The organism is Nesterenkonia muleiensis, from assembly GCF_003600155.1.
Lineage (GTDB): Bacteria > Actinomycetota > Actinomycetes > Actinomycetales > Micrococcaceae > Nesterenkonia > Nesterenkonia muleiensis.
This window is the reverse complement of record NZ_QWLD01000056.1, coordinates 157,584-174,555: the sequence shown is the minus strand read 5'-3', so window position 1 is coordinate 174,555 and position 16,972 is coordinate 157,584. Positions and strand designations below refer to the sequence as shown.

The window sequence follows — 16,972 nt, the reverse complement described above, 5'->3', positions numbered from 1 at the left end:
GCGCGTGATGCACTTGTGCGCAGTGTGGGCTGTGGGATGATCAACGCTCCACACATTGACCGGTGGAGACCGTCTCGGTGAAGGAGTCCGGGCTGGAGAGCACATCGCCGGCGGCGTCGGCTGTGACCGCGAACCCCACCGCATTGCCCTCCATGGCGCGGGCGAAGACGATTCCGGCCACATTCCCGTCCCGGTCCACCAGCGGCCCGCCGGAGTTGCCCTGCCGCACATCGGCGTTGAGCTGATAGATCTCCACCTCGGAGGGCGAGGCCCCGTAGATGTTGTTGATCTGGGAGACATCGCGGGCCTGCACCACTGCCGGGGACGCCACGAACGGCCCACCGGAGGGATAGCCCATCACATAGCCGGTGACACCGGCTTCCATGGGTCCGGCAACCGGGGCGGGGGCGACCTCGAGCGTATCCACCGCCAAGAGGGCAAGGTCCCTGGCGGGGTTGAAATGAACCACCCGGGCGGTGAGGACCTCGCCGCCGGGCATCTCCACCGTAGGTTCAGAGACACCGGCCACCACATGGGCGTTGGTCACCACACGGTTCGGCGAGACCGCCACCCCCGAACCGGACTGGGACTGGCCGCACTGCTGAGCCACACCGGTGATCCGGGCCACCGCCTGCGACGTCGCCGCCGCGGCGTCGGTCAGCTCACCCGACTCCGGCGCGTGTTCGACCTCCGGGACCAGCAGCTGGGCGAGCTCCGGGATGTCTGAGGCCATCACCGCAGAGCGCATATCGGCGAACACCGCCTCCACCCGGTCCGGCATGGCCGTGTTGATGCCCTGCAGCACCACCGACTGCTTCATATGCTGGTTGACCTGCGGAAATCCCATGGCCTGGACCGAGAAGCTCAAGGCCGCGATGACCACGAAAGCCACCAGGAGGTTCACCACCGCCCCCACCAGCGCAGAGACGGTCCGCAACGCCGGGGAGCGGAACATCCGCTGCACCTCGGCACCTGCCGCCGTGCCCAGGGCATGTCCGGCGACCACCAGCACGATCGCACAACCGATCACAGCGATCACCCTCCACAGCGGGTCCGGCACCCAGGACGCCACGAGGGGGATCGCGAAGAACGCCGCCACTGCGCCGACCAAAAACCCCGCGGCGCCGCCCAAGGTTGCCCACACTCCGCGGGCGAAACCGGCGGCCACGAAGCCCAACACCACAAGCGCCAGGACGATGTCCAGTAAAGTCACGAACATATACGTTAGCCTGACAGGACTACAACCTGGTAACTTCTATTCCATACCCAAGGTCAATGTCACACCCAGAGAATGGAACGGTAATGGATCTCGAAGTGCTGCGGCGCGCTCCACTGTTCGCCACCCTTGATGACGATGTGTTCTCAGCGCTGACCAATGAGCTCACCGAGGTGGAGCTCTCCCGCGGATCCTCTGTGTTCCACGAAGGCGATCAGGGCGATCAGCTTTACTTCATCATCTCCGGCAAGATCAAGCTGGGCCGCTCCACACCGGACGGCCGTGAGAACCTGCTGGCCGTACTGGGCCCCGGTGAGATCTTCGGCGAAATGGCCCTGTTCAACCCGGCACCGCGCACCGCGACAGCCACTGCGGTCTCCGAGACCCGGCTGGCCGGCCTGAAGCACCAGAACCTCAAGGACATCATCGCCTCCAACCCGGATATCTCGGTGCAGCTGCTGCAGGCGCTGGCCAAGCGCCTGACCCGCACCAACGAATCCCTGGCTGACCTGGTCTTCTCCGATGTGCCAGGCCGTGTGGCCAAGGCGCTGCTGGATCTGGCCGACCGCTTCGGCCGCCCCGCACCCGACGGCATCCTGGTGGCCCACGAACTCACCCAGGAGGAGCTGGCCCAGCTGGTCGGCGCCTCCCGGGAGACGGTCAACAAGGCGCTGGCCGAGTTCGTCCAGCGCGGCTGGCTGCGGTTGGAGGCACGCGCCGTGGTCATCCTCGACATCCAGCGGATCCGCCAGCGCTCCCGCTAGGGCCGGTTGGTTCTAGACCTGCTCACGCCAGGTGGCTTTGGCGTACTTCCTGCGGTAGCGCACGGCCCGGACTGCCAGCCACGCACGGCGCAGCGCTGAGTGGTCCCCGCGGTAGTAAAGCGGGTTGCGCACCTTCTTCTGCCGGATGAGGCGGGCGACGTCGTCGCGCACCCCGGGTGCGGTGACGTATCTGCGCAGGATGTACTTGGGCACCACGGTGAACAGCACCTCGGCATCCGCATACGCACACTTCCCCTCATCCCGGCGGTTGCCGCGGATCAGGTCTTCCACCAGATATCCGGCGAGGTTGTGCCCCTGTGCGGTCGCATACCAGCTGGACCGGCCCTGGCGCACATTAACCTCGAGGACTTTGAAGGCGTCGTCGCGGGCGTCGTACTTGATGTCGAAGTTCGCGATCCCGGTGTAGCCGATGGTCTCTAAGAACTCTTTGAGCTGGGTCATGACTTCGCGGTTGAACCGGGAGATGATCGCGGTGTAGTTGCCGATTGCGGAGGCCTCGTGCTCCTGCAGCAGCACCTGCCCGAAGTTCACGAACTCTGCCCTGCCCTCAGTATTGAGGTAGAGCACTGAGTCCCAGATGAAGGTGTCGTCGCCGGGGATGAAGTCCTGGATGATGAGGGTGCCGCGGTAGCCGGAGTCAGCAATACGCCCGACGACGCCGGCCACTTCCTGATAGGAGTTCAGCCGGTAGACCTTCTCCTGTCCGGGGAACTTCTTGCGGTAGTACTCCACGCTGTTGCCCGGTTTGAGAATGACCGGGTAACGGGTGATGGCACCGTCGAGCGCCTCCACGGGGTCCCCGACCTGGTGGATCTGCGTCTCCGGGATCTCCAGCCCGTGCTGCTGCGCCAGAGGGTAGAAGGCGTCCTTGACGTGCAGAGCGTTGAGCAGGTCCTCGGAGGGGTAGTTGAACCGGTAGAGATCCTCCAGCTGGGCAGCGTTCTCGATGATCAGCCGCACATAGTGGTCGCTGGTGCCCACCAGCAGCAGCGGCACCTCAGCGGCCAGCTGTTCGGCGTACTCCCGCAGGGCGGGGACGAACACCTCGGCGTCGTCGAGGTTCTCCACATAGGTGATGGGCCCGATGATGGTCGAGTAGTGCGTGAATCCCAGCTGCACCTTACCGATGACATGCGGCTTCACGCCAAAGGCCTCGTGGAAGGAGGCCGCCATGTGGTAGGCGTTCAGGTCTGTCCCGATGATGACGGGGACGAATTTCTGTGGCAAGTGCATTCCTGTGTGGTTCTGGCGGAGTGCTGGGCAAGGGAGCTGAGGGAAGCGGGCCGCGTTTGGCCAGTGACCGAGGCGAGCGCTGATCCAGTGCCCGCCCAGGCCTCACAGGTGAGCGATCAGGTCCACTTCGACCGGGGTGTCCAGCGGCAGCACCGCCACCCCGACAGCGCTGCGGGCATGGGTTCCCATCTCACCGAAGGCATGTCCCAGGAGCTCGGAGGCACCGTTGATCACTGTGGGCTGACCGGTGAAGTCCGGCTCGGAGGCCACGAAGCCACCGACTTTGCCGATTCTGGTGATGCTGTCCAGGTCGACCACCGACTTCAGGGCGGCGATCAGGTTCAGCCCGCACTGCTTGGCCAGCTCGTATGCCTGTTCGGGGGTCACCTGGGCGTTGGGGCCGGTGCCGACCTTTCCGGCGGCCGGAAGCTCTCCATTGATCAGCGGAAGCTGTCCGGAGACGTAGACGACATTGTCGATCACGACGGCGGGCTGGTAGGCGGCCACCGGCGGCACCACCTCAGGCACGGTGAGGCCGAGTGCGGAGAGGCGTTCTTCTACTGAGGACATTCAGGGCTCCTACTTATTGCTTGGGACGCTTCAGATAGGCCACCGGGGCGTTCCCCTCAGGCCCAGGAAGCACGGCGACCAGCTCCCAGCCGTCCTCGCCCCACTGGTCCAGGATCCCTTTAGTGTTGTGGATGATGAGCGGAATAGTGGCGTACTCCCACTGTGTCAGTTCAGCCATGCCTCACAGCCTAGCGGACGTGTAAAGCACAGCGCCGTCACAGCCGCCAGGTCGCAGATTGGTATTTCTTGCCTTGGCGGAGGTGCCGGCCGGCCAGATAGGCCAGCCGCTTGGGTGAGCGGTCTGCCCGGTACCACAGGGGGTTGGTCGCCTTGCCCTGCTTGATGAGCCGGTCCACCTCGGCGCGGACTTCGGTATTGGTGACGTATTTCCGGAGGATGTAGCGGGGCGCGACGTGGAAGAGCACATCCCCTTGGGCCAGGGTGGTCTCCTTGCGCCGGCCGAAGACCAGGTCATCGACCAGGTACTGCATGACCGGGTGGCCCAGCAGGGCGGTGTAGTAGCTGGAGCGGCCCGGGCGCGCGTTGATCTCCATGACTTTGTACTTGTTGTCGCGGGGGTCGTATTTGATGTCCACATTGGCCACTCCGGTATAGCCGACGGCCTCCAGGAAGTCCTTGTAGGTCAGCATCAACGATTCGTCGTAGCGGGAGATGATCGCGGTGTAGGAGCCCACCAGGTGTGACTCATGCTCCTGGAGAGCGACTCGCCCCAGGGTGACCAGTTCGCACTTGCCCTCCGTGTTGAGATAGAGCACCGAGTCCCAGATGTTGGTGTCGTCGCCGGGGATGAACTCCTGGATGATGAGCGCATCCCGGTAGTCGGAGGCCTCCACGGCAGCAACCACCTGGGCCACCTCTTGTGCTGTGTTGAGCCGGTAGACCTTCTGGTGCCTGGCCACCTTGTGCTGGTTGTGCCACCACTGGTTGGGGTTGGCCGGCTTGATGATCACCGGGAAGCGGTCCACCTCAAGCTCGAAAGCCTCGCCGACCTGGTGCACCTGAGTCTCGGGAATGTCCACACCGTGTTCGGCGGCCAGCTCGTAGAACCGCTGCTTGTCCATGAACTTCTGGCGCAGCGGCTCCTCCGGGGTGTTGAAGAGGAAGTGCTCGGACAGGGCCTGCTGGTGCCGGGTGACCAGTTCCACATAGATATCGGTGCTGGGCACCAGCAGCAGCGGAACCTGGTACTGCTGGGACAGCTCCTGGGCCCGCTCGGTGAGCCGGGGGAGGAAACCGGCGTCGTCGGCAATGTCCTGGTGGAGTTCCAGCTCCAGAATGCTGCTGTCCCAGGTGAAACCCAGTTTGATCTTGCCGATCATCACCGGTTTGACGCCGTAGGTCTCGTGGAAGCTGCGGGCATGGGTGTAGCCGTGGATATTGGTGCCGAGGATCACCGGCAGGAATCCAGCGCTGCGGGCGGCTTGAACTGCAGTGGAAGTCACCGCCTCATGCTACAGCGCCGGTTCTGCCGGGCGGCAAGGCCACCTCGGCCCCTGATGTCAGGAAGGGCCCGCCTCGGTCAGCTGATGCCGACCATCACACCTGTCAGGGGTTCATGCGCCCCTTGAGCGTGGGATCCTGCGCGGTTTGACGGGGCCGATATCATATAGATCATGGCTCCCCGCAAATCCCCTCTTTTTGACACGGCTACCACCGTGGGAAAAATCATGTCCTTCTTGGGCATCAGCACGCTCTGCGGCCTGCTGGCTGCGGGCCTGGTGTTCCCCTTGGCTGCCACCGGCGGCGCCGCGGCCACCGCCGGCAGCGACATTCTCGATGAGGTTCCCGCCGAGCTCCACGAGGAGCCGCTGTCCACGCCTTCACATATGTACGCCTCTGACGGGGAGACCTGGATCGCCACCTTCTACGAAGAGAACCGCATCCCGGTGGAGTCCGATGACATCGCCCAGACCATGAAGGACGCGATGATCGCCATCGAGGATGAGCGGTTCTACGACCACGGCGGTGTGGACGCCCAGGGTGTGGCCCGAGCAGCGGTGCACAACTTCACCTCAGAGACCCAGCAGGGTGCCTCCACCCTGACCATGCAGTACGTCAACAATGTGCTCAACAATGCTGCGGTGGTCACCGGTGAGGGCAACTTCCTCGCCGCCGGCATCCAGGAGAAGACCTATGCCGACAAACTGCGGGAGATGAAACTCGCAGTGCAGGTGGAGCAGGAGATGACCAAGGAGGAGATCCTGGTCAGTTACCTGAACATCATCATGCTCGGCGGGGTCAACTACGGCGTGGAAGCTGCTGCACAGTACTACTGGGGCATCTCAGCGGCTGAGCTCAACATCCAGCAGGCTGCCACTCTGGCCGGCATTGTGCAGGCGCCGAACTATTACCGTCCGGACCTGAGCCCCGAGGCCGCTGAGAATCGACGGAACACGGTGCTGTTCAACATGTACGACCAGGAGTACATCACCGAGGAGGAGTACGAGGAGGCCCGGAACACCAACCTGGAAGAGAGCCTGGTGGACGAATTCGACAATGAGCGCGGTTGCATCGCCGCCGACTTCGCTTCGTACTTCTGCGACTATGCGATTCAGGACTTCATGATGAACGAGGCCTTTGGCGAGGATGAGGAGCAGCGTCAGCAGCTGCTGTCCCGTGGTGGCCTGCGCATAGTGACTACGCTCGACCCGGATATGCAGCATCATGCCCAGGACACCGTTGAACAGCACCAGCCAGGTGGCACCCATGCCGCGGCACTGATCAATTCCATGGATCCGCAAACCGGCGACATCCTGGCCATGGCTCAGTCCACGCGTTATGACCCCAATGACGAAAGTGATGACTGGAACTCCACCTCCATGAACATGAACGTGGGCTCCTCTCATAACGGCGGTAACGGGTTCCAGGGCGGTTCCATCTTGAAACCGTTCGTCGCCGCAGCCTGGGTTGAAGAGGGCAATTCGATGGACGACACCGTGGATGCCAGCCAGACCGAATACGAATACGGAGAACGCTGGGAAGCAAGCTGCATGGACGGTGGTTCGGTGACCCTGCTCCAGGGCGAGGGCGACGACCCAGACCACTACTCAGTGTCCAACGTGTTGGACAATACTGAACGGCGGATGAGCGTGGACTGGGGACTGTTCCACTCCATCAACACCGCCACAATGGCCACAGCCAATGACATGGATCTCTGCGCGATCACTGATCTGACCAACCGGCTAGGCATCGAGGGAACAAGCGCCGACATACCGCTGGGCCCACTGCGCGCAGACACCCCATCCTTCGTGCTGGGATCGGCCTCTATCACTCCGCTGGTGATGAACCGCGCCTATGCCGCCTTTGCCAATGACGGAACCATCTGCACCCCCCGGTCACTCCTGGAGATCACTGACGCCCAGGGCAACGAGTACGAGGTTCCAGAGTCGGACTGCGAACAGGTCGTGGATCCCGACGTGGTCGCTCAGGTCAACGACACCATGATCAACATCGCCGAGCAGAACCTGTACGTCGGACAGCGCGACGGGGACGCCCCTTTCCCCATGGCCGGCAAAACCGGCACGAATCACAGGGCCTCGGGCATGTCCTTCCAGGGCTACACCGAGGGCATCGCCACCAGCGCATTCGTCACCCGCATGGACGACAACAACAACATGTGGGACGAAGGAAACGTCCCCGACGACACCTACGCCGGCACCATCGCCTTCCCCGTGTGGTACGACTACATGCGCGAGGTGGCCCCCTCCCGGGACACCGGAGACTTCCGCCAGGCCGACGACTCACCGTTCGACGAGCGTCGCTCCGGATACGGCGGCCGCTACTCCATGTCCGAGCTGGGCGGCGGCAGCTCCAGCAGCGACGACGACGATGACGACGACGACTGATCCTGCCTTCGGGGCAGGAACAGCCAGAGCGGAGAACACCCGGCCGAGAACAAGGGCCCAGGCAGTGGCCGCCGCAGCCGGCGCCCTCGGTGCCCTCGGTCTGGGCACTCTGATCTATGCCAACAGGGTGGAGCTCACCCGCTTCACTCTGCGGCGTGCAGAAGTGGCAGTCCCTGACCTTCCGGGTGAGCTGAGAGTGCTGCACATCTCCGATATCCACTACGTCCCCGGGCAACGGAAGAAGTACCGGTGGCTGCAGCGGCTGGCGGAGCTGGAACCTGATCTGGTGGTCAACACCGGGGACAATCTCTCGGACCCGCGGGCCGTGCATGAGGTGCTGGAGGCCCTGGAACCGCTGATGGGCTTGCCCGGCTGCTTCGTGCCGGGGTCGAATGACTACTACGCCCCGCGGTACAAGAACCCTCTGAAGTACTTCCGCGGCCCCTCCACCCTGCACCCGCACGCGACGACCCTGCCGACCGAGGAACTGTTCGGCGCGTTCGAAGCCGCCGGCTGGGCGAATCTGACCAATGCGCACAGTGCCGCAGAGATCGCCGGTCTCAGGCTGGAGTTCTCCGGCGTGGACGACCCTCACCTGGAGCTCGACGCATTCACCGGTTGGCCGGAGGGAGCCCCCGCCCTGAAGCTCGGAGTGGCCCACGCACCGGTGCGGCGGGTACTGGAGACCTTCGCCGACTCCGGGGCCGGCCTGGTGCTCGCCGGTCACACCCATGGCGGACAGGTGTGTCTTCCTTCCTTGTCCGGACAGGGCGGCAGGGCCCTGGTCACCAACTGCGATCTGCCCACCAAGTACGCCAAGGGGCTCCACACGGCGCGAAGGGCTGACGGGGGTGTGACCCACGTGCATGTCTCGGCAGGAATCGGCACCTCCGCCAAGGCCCCCATCCGCCTGTTCTGCCCGCCCGAGGCGACTCTGATCACTGTCAAAGGGGCATGACAGGAGCAGCTTGTCCTTCCCCCGGATCGAGGAGTAAAGTAGTTGCAGTATGCAACAATCTGAACGGAAACGCGGCGATGAGCCTTCCCGGCAGGCCGGCGCCCAGCAAAGGGTTGCCCGGCAGAGGGTCGAATCGGGTCAGCGCCGCACTCTCATCCAGGCACTGGCGCGCCTGATCCCTTACATCGAGGGGCTGAAGCTGCGCTGGTTCTTCGGCGTGCTCGCGGCCATTGGGGCTGGCGTGATCGCATTGGCGATTCCGGTGGTGCTGGGCGGGCTGGTGGATGACATCGAAGCTGGGGGCACTACCGCTGCGGTGGTCTGGACTGCCTTCGCGGTGATTCTCAGCCTGGGAGTCCTGGAAGCCATCTTCGTCTTCCTGCGCCGTTTCTTCGTCATCCCCCCGGCCTCGGACGCCGAGACCAATATGCGCGTCTCCCTGTTTGAGCGGCTGATCCACCAGTCGGCAGCGTTCCACGGCGCCTGGGAGGCCGGTCAGCTGCAGTCCCGGGCGATCGCTGATTTGAACATGCTGCGCAGGTTCTTCGCCTTCGGCTCGCTGATGCTGGTCACCGCCACCATCACCGTGCTGGTGGGCATCGGCGTGATGTTCAGCTGGTCGCCGATCCTGGCCGGCCTGTTCCTCTGCGCCGCGGTGCCGGTGATCGCGCTCGGGCCCGCCTTCCGCAGGAAGTTCGTCCACTACTCCAGGTCCGCCCAGGACCAGGCCGGCGAGGTCGCCACCAAGGTCGAGGAGTCTGTACACGGGATCCGTGTGCTGAAGGCTTTCGGACGCGGGGACTGGGCGCGCTCCAGCTTCAAAGAGGAAGCCGGCACCCTGCGCGACCTGGAAGTCTCCAAGATGCGCACCCTGGCCAAATTCCAGATGCTCATGGTGCTGCTGCCCGAAGGCGTGCTGGCCCTGTGCATCTTCACCGGGCTCTACCTGGCAGCACAGGGAGACCTCACCCCCGGCACACTGGCAGGATTCTTCGCCATGGCGGTGGTGCTCAAGCAGCCCATTGAGGGCATCGGCATGCTCATCGGCATGGTGTTCATGGCCAAGACCTCCATCGACCGGCATATCGACGTGATGGACGTGGAGCCGGACATCGTCTCCCCTGCCCAACCCCATACCGCGCAGGAGCGTGGCCTGGTGGAGCTGGAGGACGTTCACTTCCGCTACCCCGACGCCGCGGAGGATCTCATCCGCGGTGCCACCCTGCGCATCGAGCCCGGAGAGACGATGGCCCTGGTCTCCGCCACCGGCGGGGGCACCTCCACCCTGCTGAACCTGGTGCCGCGGCTCTACGACGTCACCGGCGGCAGCGTGCGGATCGACGGCGTCGACGTCCGCGACTACAGCCTGCCCGACCTGCGCTCCCGGGTGGCGGTCGCCTTCGAGGATCCCACCCTGTTCTCCACCACGGTGAAGTCCAATGTGCTGCTGGGCACCGGCCACCAGCGCGACGACGACGATCCATCCCATCCGCACCGAGCGGCAGCGCCACAGTCTGATCAGCTTCAGGAGGTGCTCTCTGAGGCGCTGCACACCGCCGACGCCGAGTTCGCCGAAACCCTGCCCGAAGGGCTGGAGTCGAGGATCGGCGAGGAGGGCCTGAGCCTCTCCGGCGGCCAGCGCCAGCGCCTTGCTCTGGCCCGCGCGATCGCTGCGAAGCCCTCCGTGCTGCTGCTGGATGATCCGCTGTCGGCCCTGGATGTGCGCACCGAGGAGCGCGTGACCGGACGGCTCCGCCAGGTTCTGGAGGGCACCACTACGCTGATCGTGGCGCACCGGCCCTCCACGGTGGCAATGGCCGACCGGGTGGCCTTGCTCCACGAAGGCCGCATTGACGACGTCGGGACCCACACCGAGCTGCTGACCCGCAACGAGACCTACTCCAGCATCATGAAACCGCCGGTTCCCTCCGGCGAAGAGCTGATGGACGCCATTCCCGCCGAAGAAGCAACTACGGAGGTGCATACATGAGTGCTGATAATGCACCTTCCAACGGCCGCCCGGTGGATAACGACGACGCTCACTTCGTTGATACTGCTGCACTTGATCTCTCCAAGATCACCCCGCCGCGGGACCAGGACGACTTCGCCCATCTGCGCGGCACCGCCGCCGAGGAAGAAGTCACCTTCGGCAAGGCCGAACGGAAGTTCATCCGACGCCGGTCGCTCTGGCTGCTCTGGCGAGCTTCAGAGGGCGTGCGCGGCAAGCTGCTGGTGACCGCGCTTGCGGTAGTCGTCTCCCAGGCCGCCCAGGCCGCCACTCCCTTCATCGCCGGCGGGCTGGCCATCGACTGGGGGCTGCCGCGGCTGATCGACGGCGACGCCGTCGGGCTCTGGCTTCCGGCTCTGCTGTATCTGCTGTGCGCGATCACCGCCGGAGTGCTGCTCTACTGGTACACCCGCATGACGGCCGAGGCCTCCCAGGCTATGCTCTATAAGCTGCGCGATGAGGTCTTCCGCAAGACCCAGGCGCTGAGCCTGGACTTCCACGAGGACTACACCTCCGGGAAGGTCATCTCCCGGCAGACCTCGGACCTGGAAGCGCTACGCGAACTGCTCGACGGCGGGGTCAACCAGCTGGTGCAGGGACTGATGTTCATGTTCTTCACCACTGTCTACATCTGGATCAGCGACTTCCGGTCCGGACTGGTGCTGCTGTGCGCCCTGGTGCCCATCTTCTTCCTGGGCCGCTGGTACCAGAAGAACGCAGAGATCGCCTACCGTCAGACCCGCATCTCCAGTGCCCGGATGATCGTGCACTTTGTGGAGTCGATGACCGGCATCCGCGCCGTGCAGGCCTTCCGCCGGGAGGACGCGCGCTCCCGGCAGTACCGGAAGCTGGCCAAGGTCTACCGGGATGACATGGTTCGCTCCATCGGGCTCTTCGGTGTGCTCCAGCCCGGACTGATGCTCATCGGCAACATCTCTGTGGCCGCCGTGCTGCTCTGGGGCGGATTCCGGGTGCTGGAAGGGGACCTGGGCGCCGGGCTGCTGCTGGGCATTGTGCTCTCCACCAAGCGGGTCTTCCAGCCGCTGGACATGATCGCCATGTTCTACAACTCACTGCAGTCAGCCACCGCCGCCCTGGAGAAGGTCTCCGGCCTGCTGGAGGAGACCCCCAAAGTCCGGCAGGTGAAGAAGCCTCAGCGGCTCTCCGACTGCCAGGGCGAGATCGAGTTCAGAGAGGCTGAATTCCAGTACACCGATGACGGCCCTGTGGTGATGCAGAAGCTCGACCTCCACATTCCGGCTGGCCAGACCGTAGCCGTGGTGGGCCGAACCGGGGCCGGGAAGTCCACCCTGGTGAAGCTGCTGGCCCGGTTCTACGATGTCACCTCCGGCTCACTGACCCTGGACGGGGTCGAGCTGCGCGAGCTTGCCGAAGATGATCATCACCGGCATGTGGCCATGGTGACCCAGGAGGCGTTCCTGTTCTCCGGCTCGATCCGCGAGAACATCGCGCTCTCCCAGCCCGAGGCCACCGATGAGCAGGTCATCGCCGCAGCCAAGGCAGTGGGGGCCCATGAGTTCATCCTGAGCCTTCCCGAAGGCTACGACACCGACGTCAACAAACGCGGCGGGCGCATCTCCGCCGGACAACGGCAGCTGGTCTCCTTCGCCCGGGCGTTCCTGGCCGACCCGGCGGTGCTGATTCTGGACGAGGCGACGTCATCGTTGGACCTTCCCTCTGAGCAGCTGGTGCAGCAGGGGCTGGAGCGGCTGCTGGGCAACCGGACAGCACTGATCATCGCCCACCGGCTCTCCACCGTCGCCATTGCCGACAGGGTGCTGGTCATCGACGAGGGCCGCGTGATCGAAGACGGCTCACCCGACGAGCTCATCGCCAACGGCGGCTACTTCGCCAAGCTGCACAGCGCCTGGAGCGCCACCATGCAGTCCTGACCCACACCGCACGTCGGAGGATCGGGATACGATTTAACAGATGTCATATGCCCCCGAAACTTCTGTTGCGCCCTGGCGCGCCCGTCTCGGCGCATGGATGGAGTCTGCCGCCATCCAGCGGTTCGTGATCGCTGTCATCCTGCTCAACGCCGCTGTGCTGGGCATGGAGACCTCGGATGCCTTGATGGACTCTGTGGGTCCGGTGCTGATCAGCATCGACACCGCCTGCCTGGTGATCTTTGTGATGGAGATCGCGCTGAAGCTAGTCTCCTTCGGCTGGCGGTTCTTCCGCGATCCGTGGAACGTCTTCGATTTTGTGGTGGTCGGCGTTGCACTGGTGCCGGCAGGTGCTGGGTTCGAGGTGCTTCGCACCCTGCGCGTACTACGTGTGCTCCGACTGATCTCCTCGCTGCCACAGCTGCGGAAAGTCATCTCAGCCCTACTGCACGCTGTGCCGGGGATCCTCTCCACCGGTGCCCTGCTGGCCCTGATCTTCTACGTAGCCACCGTGATGGCCACCACCTTCTTCCGCGAGACCCTGCCGGAGTTCTTCGGCAGCTTCGGCGCCTCTTTGTTCAGCCTGTTTCAGATCGCCACACTCTCCAGCTGGGAGACCATCGTCCGGCCGGCGATGGCTGAGCATCCCTGGGCGTGGGCGTTCTTCATCCCCTTCATCATCCTGGCGGCCTTCACCGCGCTGAACCTGATCATCGCGGTGATCGTGGACGCCATGAACACCCTGCACGATATGCCCTCCGTCCATGCAGGCGCCGGAAAAGACCACAGCGATTCCTCACCCAAGGTGCCCGAGGAGCCGCAGCCCGACCATCAGCTGCTCCACCAGCAAATACGCCTACTGCGGGCGGATGTTGCCGAGCTCTCCGCGCAGCTGAAAGACTCCGCCCAGCTCAGAGGTTCAGATCAGTTCCGGTGAGCCGGCGGTAGGCGTCCAGATAGCGGTCCCGGGTAGCAATGACGATGTGCTCTGGAAGCGGTGGCGGGGCGGTATCACCGGCTCTGTCCCGTGGACGATTGAGCCGAGAGGAGACCTGAGCTTGCTCAGGGCCTCCCGAGGCGATTGAGGGAAGGACGGATCTCTGATTCGTCCACCCGGACTCCGGCGAGCTGAGCCAGTTGCGCACGAACTGCTTATCAAAGCTGGGCTGAGCTTTCCCAGGCTCCCATTCGGCTTCCGGCCAGAACCGTGAGGAATCCGGGGTGAGTACCTCATCGGCGAGCACCAGCCCACCTGCTTCATCCAGACCGAACTCGAACTTGGTGTCGGCCAGGATGATGCCAGCTTGACGCGCGATGGCCTCAGCCAGGGAGTAAACCTTCAGGCTGGCCTCGCGCAGCTTACTCGCCAGGTCGGTGCCGATCGTGTGCTCCAAGTCCTCGAAGCTGATGTTCTCGTCGTGGCCGCCCTGCTCGGCCTTGGTCGAGGGGGTGAAGATCGGCTTGAGCAGTCGGCTTCCGTCCTCAAGCCCTGCAGGCAGCGGAATCTCGTTGACTGTGCCGAACTCACGGTACTCGGCCAGCCCGGAGCCGGTCAGGTATCCGCGCACAATGGCCTCGGCCTCGACCATCTCCAGTCGCTTCACGATCATCCCGCGCCCGGCGACGGACTCTGGCACACCACGCTCTCCCACCTCGGCGGTGACCACATGGTTGCCGATGCCTTCAGCCGCCAACTGCTGGAACCACCAGAGGCTCAGCTGGGTGAGGATCACGCCTTTGTCCGGGATCCCCGGGGTGAGCACATGGTCATAGGCGCTGATCCGATCAGTGGCGACCATCAGGAGAACCTGCTTCCCGTGCCACGCGGAGCCCGAGGCCGGGGCGTAGATCTCGCGGACCTTGCCGGAGGAGACGTGCTCCCACCCTGGCAATTCCTGCGGACTGTACGGGCTCGTGTCCTGCACGGCCGCGCTCATCCCTCGGCCCCTACTGTGATCTCTCCGCGCAGCGCCTTGGCGGCAATATCGGTGCGGTGCTGGGCACCCTGCCAGCTGATCGCATCTACTCCGGCATAAGCACGGTCCACTGCCTCTTGCAGCGTGTCACCGGTGCCGACCACGGCGAGCACCCGCCCGCCGGCTGTGACCAGCGCACCCTCCTGATCCGCGGTGCCGGCATGGAGAACAGCCACACCGTCGAGTGCTTCGGCCTCCGGCACCCCGGTGATCACATCTCCCCTGCGGGGCGAGTCAGGATAGTTCTCTGCGGCGATCACCACATCCGCGGCGTAGCCCTCGGACCACTCCAGCTGACGGTCAGCGCCGAGGACACCGGTGGACGCATCCAGCAGCAGTCCGCCCAGCGGGGTGGCCAGCCGCTCCAGCACGGCCTGGGTCTCGGGATCGCCAAAGCGCACATTGAACTCCACTACGCGCACGCCGCGGGAGGTCACCGCGAGGCCGCAGTAGAGCACGCCGATGAAGGGCTTGCCACGCCGTGCCATCTCCGCCAGAGTCGGGCGGGCCACCTGGTCCACCACCACCTCGGTAAAGTTCCGGGTGAGGCCGGCAGCATCGGTCTCGGTGTAATCCTGCAGCCAGTCCAGCGGAGTATAGGCGCCCATGCCGCCGGTGTTCGGGCCGGCGTCGTCGTCATAAATCCGCTTGAAGTCCTGGGCAGGTGAGAGCGGAACCAGGTTCTCGCCGTCGCTGATCACGAACAGCGAGACCTCCGGTCCGTCCAGGAACTCTTCGATGACCACCGTGCCCCCGGCATCGAAGCATGCCTGAGCGTGGGCGAGCGCGGCCTGCCGGTCATCGGTAACCACCACGCCCTTACCCGCGGCGAGGCCGTCGTCCTTGACCACGTGGGGGGCGCCGAAGCGGTCCAGTGCCCCAGCAGCGGTACCGAGGTCACTGGCATGGACAGCCTCTGCGGTGGGTACACCGGCTGCGGCCATGATCTCTTTGGCGAAAGCCTTCGATGCCTCCAACTGCGCGGCGGCTGCGCTGGGGCCGAAGGCGGGAATGCCAGCATCACGGACGGCATCAGTAACGCCGGCAGCCAAAGGAGCTTCGGGGCCTACGACGACCAGGTCGAAGTTCTCTGCGGAGGCCAGGGCGGTCACCGCGGCCGGGTCGCTGGCATCGACACCGCTATGGGTCACCACATCCAGGGCGATGCCCGCATTGCCGGGTGCGGCATGCACCTCAGTGACGGCATCATCGCGCCGCAGCGCTCGGACAATCGCGTGCTCACGGCCGCCAGGGCCCACCACTAAGATCTTCACGGCTCCAGCCTAATTCAGACCGGGTGGGATTCGGACGTAACGATTCAGTTGAAGACCATTCCACCATCGACAATGATGGACTGCCCGGTGATGTAGTCAGAATCCGGCCCCGAGAGGAAGGCCACGACGTTGGCCACATCAGCCGGCTCTGAGAGCCTGTCCAGAGCAATGCCGTGGGTGAATTGCTCCCAGCCCCATTCTTCGGGCTTGCCAGCGGACTCAGCCGTCTTCTTCGCCAGCTCCTCCATCAGGGGTGTGCGAACGATACCCGGGGCATAGGTATTGACGGAGATCCCATACTGGGCAAGGTCCCTGGCGGCGGTCTGGGTGAGCCCTCGCACAGCGAATTTCGTGGCCGAATAGAGGGCGATACCTGGATTTCCCACATGAGCGGCCTGGGATGCGGCGCTGATGATCTTGCCGCCATGTCCGAGCTCGCGGAACGCTGTGGTCGCCGCCTGGATGCCCCAGACCACACCGTTGAAGTTGATGGAGAAGATCTTCTCGATGCTCTCGGCTGAAATGTCCTCAATCGGCGACTGGGGTGCGATCCCTGCGTTGTTCACGATCACGTCAAAACCGCCGAACTCGGCCTGAGCCTGCTCCACTGCAGCGAAGACGCTCTGACGGTCTGCCACGTTGACTTTCAGTGCTACCGCCCCGCCGCTCTTGCCTCCGAGCCTGTCGGCAACAGTCTCAGCAAGCTCGAGGTTGAGATCGGCGATAGCCACGCGGAACCCGTCAGCGTGGAGCCGTGCGACGATCGCCTCCCCGATTCCCTGGGCTCCCCCGGTGACGAGGGCAACTTTGCCGGTGTCTGTGCGTGTCATAGTGCTGTGCTCCTTTTCGAACGAATTCCTCATAGTGCGGGCGCGGCATCACGGGCATGGTGTCCGGTGAAGTCTCGTCAGCCGCACTACTCACAATATTTCAAAATTGAAATATATTCCCTGTCACCTCTTTGAAGGCGTAAGCATCGTGAGGTGGACACCAAGCCGGGTCGTCGATGACCGGCAGGGCACTGGCCGGTTTACATACCCAGGTCAGGTATGACCTGAAGCACACGCGGTCCCGCTCGGACATCTCCCCCGCCCGCGCTACGATTGAGAGATCACAGCACTGTAGACGGAGTCGCATATGGCCGAGCACCTAAGTCGCATCCCGCTCCTTGCGAGC

General features: G+C 64.3%; 14 protein-coding genes. 6 read left to right on the top strand and 8 right to left on the bottom strand.

Translation table 11 applies throughout. The features are described 5' to 3' along the window. Positions 1 to 40: 40 nt before the first annotated feature. Entirely contained in the window at positions 41 to 1,219 is a 1,179-nt protein-coding gene (locus tag DVO78_RS16980; RefSeq protein ID WP_120006728.1) for a MarP family serine protease, read from the bottom strand. Between the two features lie 83 nt (positions 1,220 to 1,302). Here DVO78_RS16980 and DVO78_RS16975 point away from each other — a divergent pair, with 83 nt between their 5' ends. Then, complete coding sequence (locus DVO78_RS16975) at positions 1,303 to 1,980, top strand: Crp/Fnr family transcriptional regulator (RefSeq protein WP_120006726.1); 678 nt, start codon at positions 1,303 to 1,305, stop codon at positions 1,978 to 1,980. 12 nt (positions 1,981 to 1,992) lie between these two features. On the opposite strand, the gene DVO78_RS16970 is transcribed toward DVO78_RS16975, so the two are convergent. The 4 genes from DVO78_RS16970 to DVO78_RS16960 all read right to left on the bottom strand — a co-directional run bounded on the left by DVO78_RS16970 (position 1,993) and on the right by DVO78_RS16960 (position 5,267). Further along, positions 1,993 to 3,228: a carboxylate--amine ligase gene (locus DVO78_RS16970; protein WP_202912238.1), complete on the bottom strand. Its 1,236-nt coding sequence runs from the start codon at positions 3,226 to 3,228 to the stop codon at positions 1,993 to 1,995. Between the two features lie 108 nt (positions 3,229 to 3,336). After that, positions 3,337 to 3,804, bottom strand: a complete 468-nt coding sequence (locus DVO78_RS16965; protein WP_120006722.1) for a RidA family protein — start codon at positions 3,802 to 3,804, stop codon at positions 3,337 to 3,339. A 13-nt stretch (positions 3,805 to 3,817) separates the two neighbouring features. Beyond that, positions 3,818 to 3,982: a Sp36 family protein gene (locus tag DVO78_RS17820; protein ID WP_202912236.1), complete on the bottom strand. Its 165-nt coding sequence runs from the start codon at positions 3,980 to 3,982 to the stop codon at positions 3,818 to 3,820. Positions 3,983 to 4,019: 37 nt separating this feature from the next. After that, complete coding sequence (locus tag DVO78_RS16960) at positions 4,020 to 5,267, bottom strand: carboxylate--amine ligase (protein ID WP_120006720.1); 1,248 nt, start codon at positions 5,265 to 5,267, stop codon at positions 4,020 to 4,022. A 171-nt stretch (positions 5,268 to 5,438) separates the two neighbouring features. Between DVO78_RS16960 and DVO78_RS16955 the strand changes: the two genes are divergently transcribed. Genes DVO78_RS16955 through DVO78_RS16935 form a run of 5 tightly spaced genes read left to right on the top strand, consistent with a single transcriptional unit; the run spans position 5,439 to position 13,483 of the window. Further along, complete coding sequence (locus tag DVO78_RS16955) at positions 5,439 to 7,670, top strand: transglycosylase domain-containing protein (RefSeq protein WP_120006718.1); 2,232 nt, start codon at positions 5,439 to 5,441, stop codon at positions 7,668 to 7,670. Beyond that, the gene (locus tag DVO78_RS16950) at positions 7,654 to 8,628 is read left to right on the top strand and encodes a metallophosphoesterase (RefSeq protein WP_120006716.1); all 975 of its coding nucleotides are present in this window, start codon (positions 7,654 to 7,656) and stop codon (positions 8,626 to 8,628) included. The genes DVO78_RS16955 and DVO78_RS16950 overlap by 17 nt, the downstream gene beginning before the upstream one ends. 49 nt (positions 8,629 to 8,677) lie before the next feature. Further along, complete coding sequence (locus DVO78_RS16945) at positions 8,678 to 10,618, top strand: ABC transporter ATP-binding protein (protein ID WP_120006714.1); 1,941 nt, start codon at positions 8,678 to 8,680, stop codon at positions 10,616 to 10,618. Further along, the gene (locus tag DVO78_RS16940; protein WP_120006712.1) at positions 10,615 to 12,549 is read left to right on the top strand and encodes an ABC transporter ATP-binding protein; all 1,935 of its coding nucleotides are present in this window, start codon (positions 10,615 to 10,617) and stop codon (positions 12,547 to 12,549) included. The genes DVO78_RS16945 and DVO78_RS16940 overlap by 4 nt, the downstream gene beginning before the upstream one ends. A 40-nt stretch (positions 12,550 to 12,589) precedes the next feature. Continuing rightward, positions 12,590 to 13,483, top strand: coding sequence for an ion transporter (locus DVO78_RS16935; protein WP_120006710.1), 894 nt, complete (start codon positions 12,590 to 12,592; stop codon positions 13,481 to 13,483). On the opposite strand, the gene DVO78_RS16930 is transcribed toward DVO78_RS16935, so the two are convergent. The 3 genes from DVO78_RS16930 to DVO78_RS16920 are packed head-to-tail and all read right to left on the bottom strand — an operon-like array spanning position 13,458 to position 16,626. Continuing rightward, entirely contained in the window at positions 13,458 to 14,483 is a 1,026-nt protein-coding gene (locus DVO78_RS16930) for a phosphoribosylaminoimidazolesuccinocarboxamide synthase (protein ID WP_120006708.1), read from the bottom strand. The two genes, DVO78_RS16935 and DVO78_RS16930, sit on opposite strands and share 26 nt — an antisense overlap. Continuing rightward, the gene (purD, locus tag DVO78_RS16925; protein ID WP_120006706.1) at positions 14,480 to 15,796 is read right to left on the bottom strand and encodes a phosphoribosylamine--glycine ligase; all 1,317 of its coding nucleotides are present in this window, start codon (positions 15,794 to 15,796) and stop codon (positions 14,480 to 14,482) included. The genes DVO78_RS16930 and purD overlap by 4 nt, the downstream gene beginning before the upstream one ends. 44 nt (positions 15,797 to 15,840) lie before the next feature. Beyond that, on the bottom strand, positions 15,841 to 16,626 hold the full coding sequence (locus DVO78_RS16920) for a (S)-acetoin forming diacetyl reductase (RefSeq protein WP_120006704.1): 786 nt from the start codon (positions 16,624 to 16,626) through the stop codon (positions 15,841 to 15,843). Positions 16,627 to 16,972 lie beyond the last annotated feature (346 nt).

Excerpts from the sequence above, each read along its gene's own strand:
- DVO78_RS16950 (WP_120006716.1), top strand. The coding sequence starts at position 7,654 with ATGACGACGACGACTGATCCTGCCTTCGGGGCAGGAACAGCCAGAGCG.
- DVO78_RS16965 (WP_120006722.1), bottom strand. The coding sequence starts at position 3,804 with ATGTCCTCAGTAGAAGAACGCCTCTCCGCACTCGGCCTCACCGTGCCT.
- DVO78_RS16920 (WP_120006704.1), bottom strand. The coding sequence starts at position 16,626 with ATGACACGCACAGACACCGGCAAAGTTGCCCTCGTCACCGGGGGAGCC.
- DVO78_RS16940 (WP_120006712.1), top strand. The coding sequence starts at position 10,615 with ATGAGTGCTGATAATGCACCTTCCAACGGCCGCCCGGTGGATAACGAC.
- DVO78_RS16945 (WP_120006714.1), top strand. The coding sequence starts at position 8,678 with ATGCAACAATCTGAACGGAAACGCGGCGATGAGCCTTCCCGGCAGGCC.
- DVO78_RS17820 (WP_202912236.1), bottom strand. The coding sequence starts at position 3,982 with ATGGCTGAACTGACACAGTGGGAGTACGCCACTATTCCGCTCATCATC.
- DVO78_RS16980 (WP_120006728.1), bottom strand. The coding sequence starts at position 1,219 with ATGTTCGTGACTTTACTGGACATCGTCCTGGCGCTTGTGGTGTTGGGC.
- DVO78_RS16930 (WP_120006708.1), bottom strand. The coding sequence starts at position 14,483 with ATGAGCGCGGCCGTGCAGGACACGAGCCCGTACAGTCCGCAGGAATTG.
- DVO78_RS16955 (WP_120006718.1), top strand. The coding sequence starts at position 5,439 with ATGGCTCCCCGCAAATCCCCTCTTTTTGACACGGCTACCACCGTGGGA.
- DVO78_RS16975 (WP_120006726.1), top strand. The coding sequence starts at position 1,303 with ATGGATCTCGAAGTGCTGCGGCGCGCTCCACTGTTCGCCACCCTTGAT.
- DVO78_RS16935 (WP_120006710.1), top strand. The coding sequence starts at position 12,590 with ATGTCATATGCCCCCGAAACTTCTGTTGCGCCCTGGCGCGCCCGTCTC.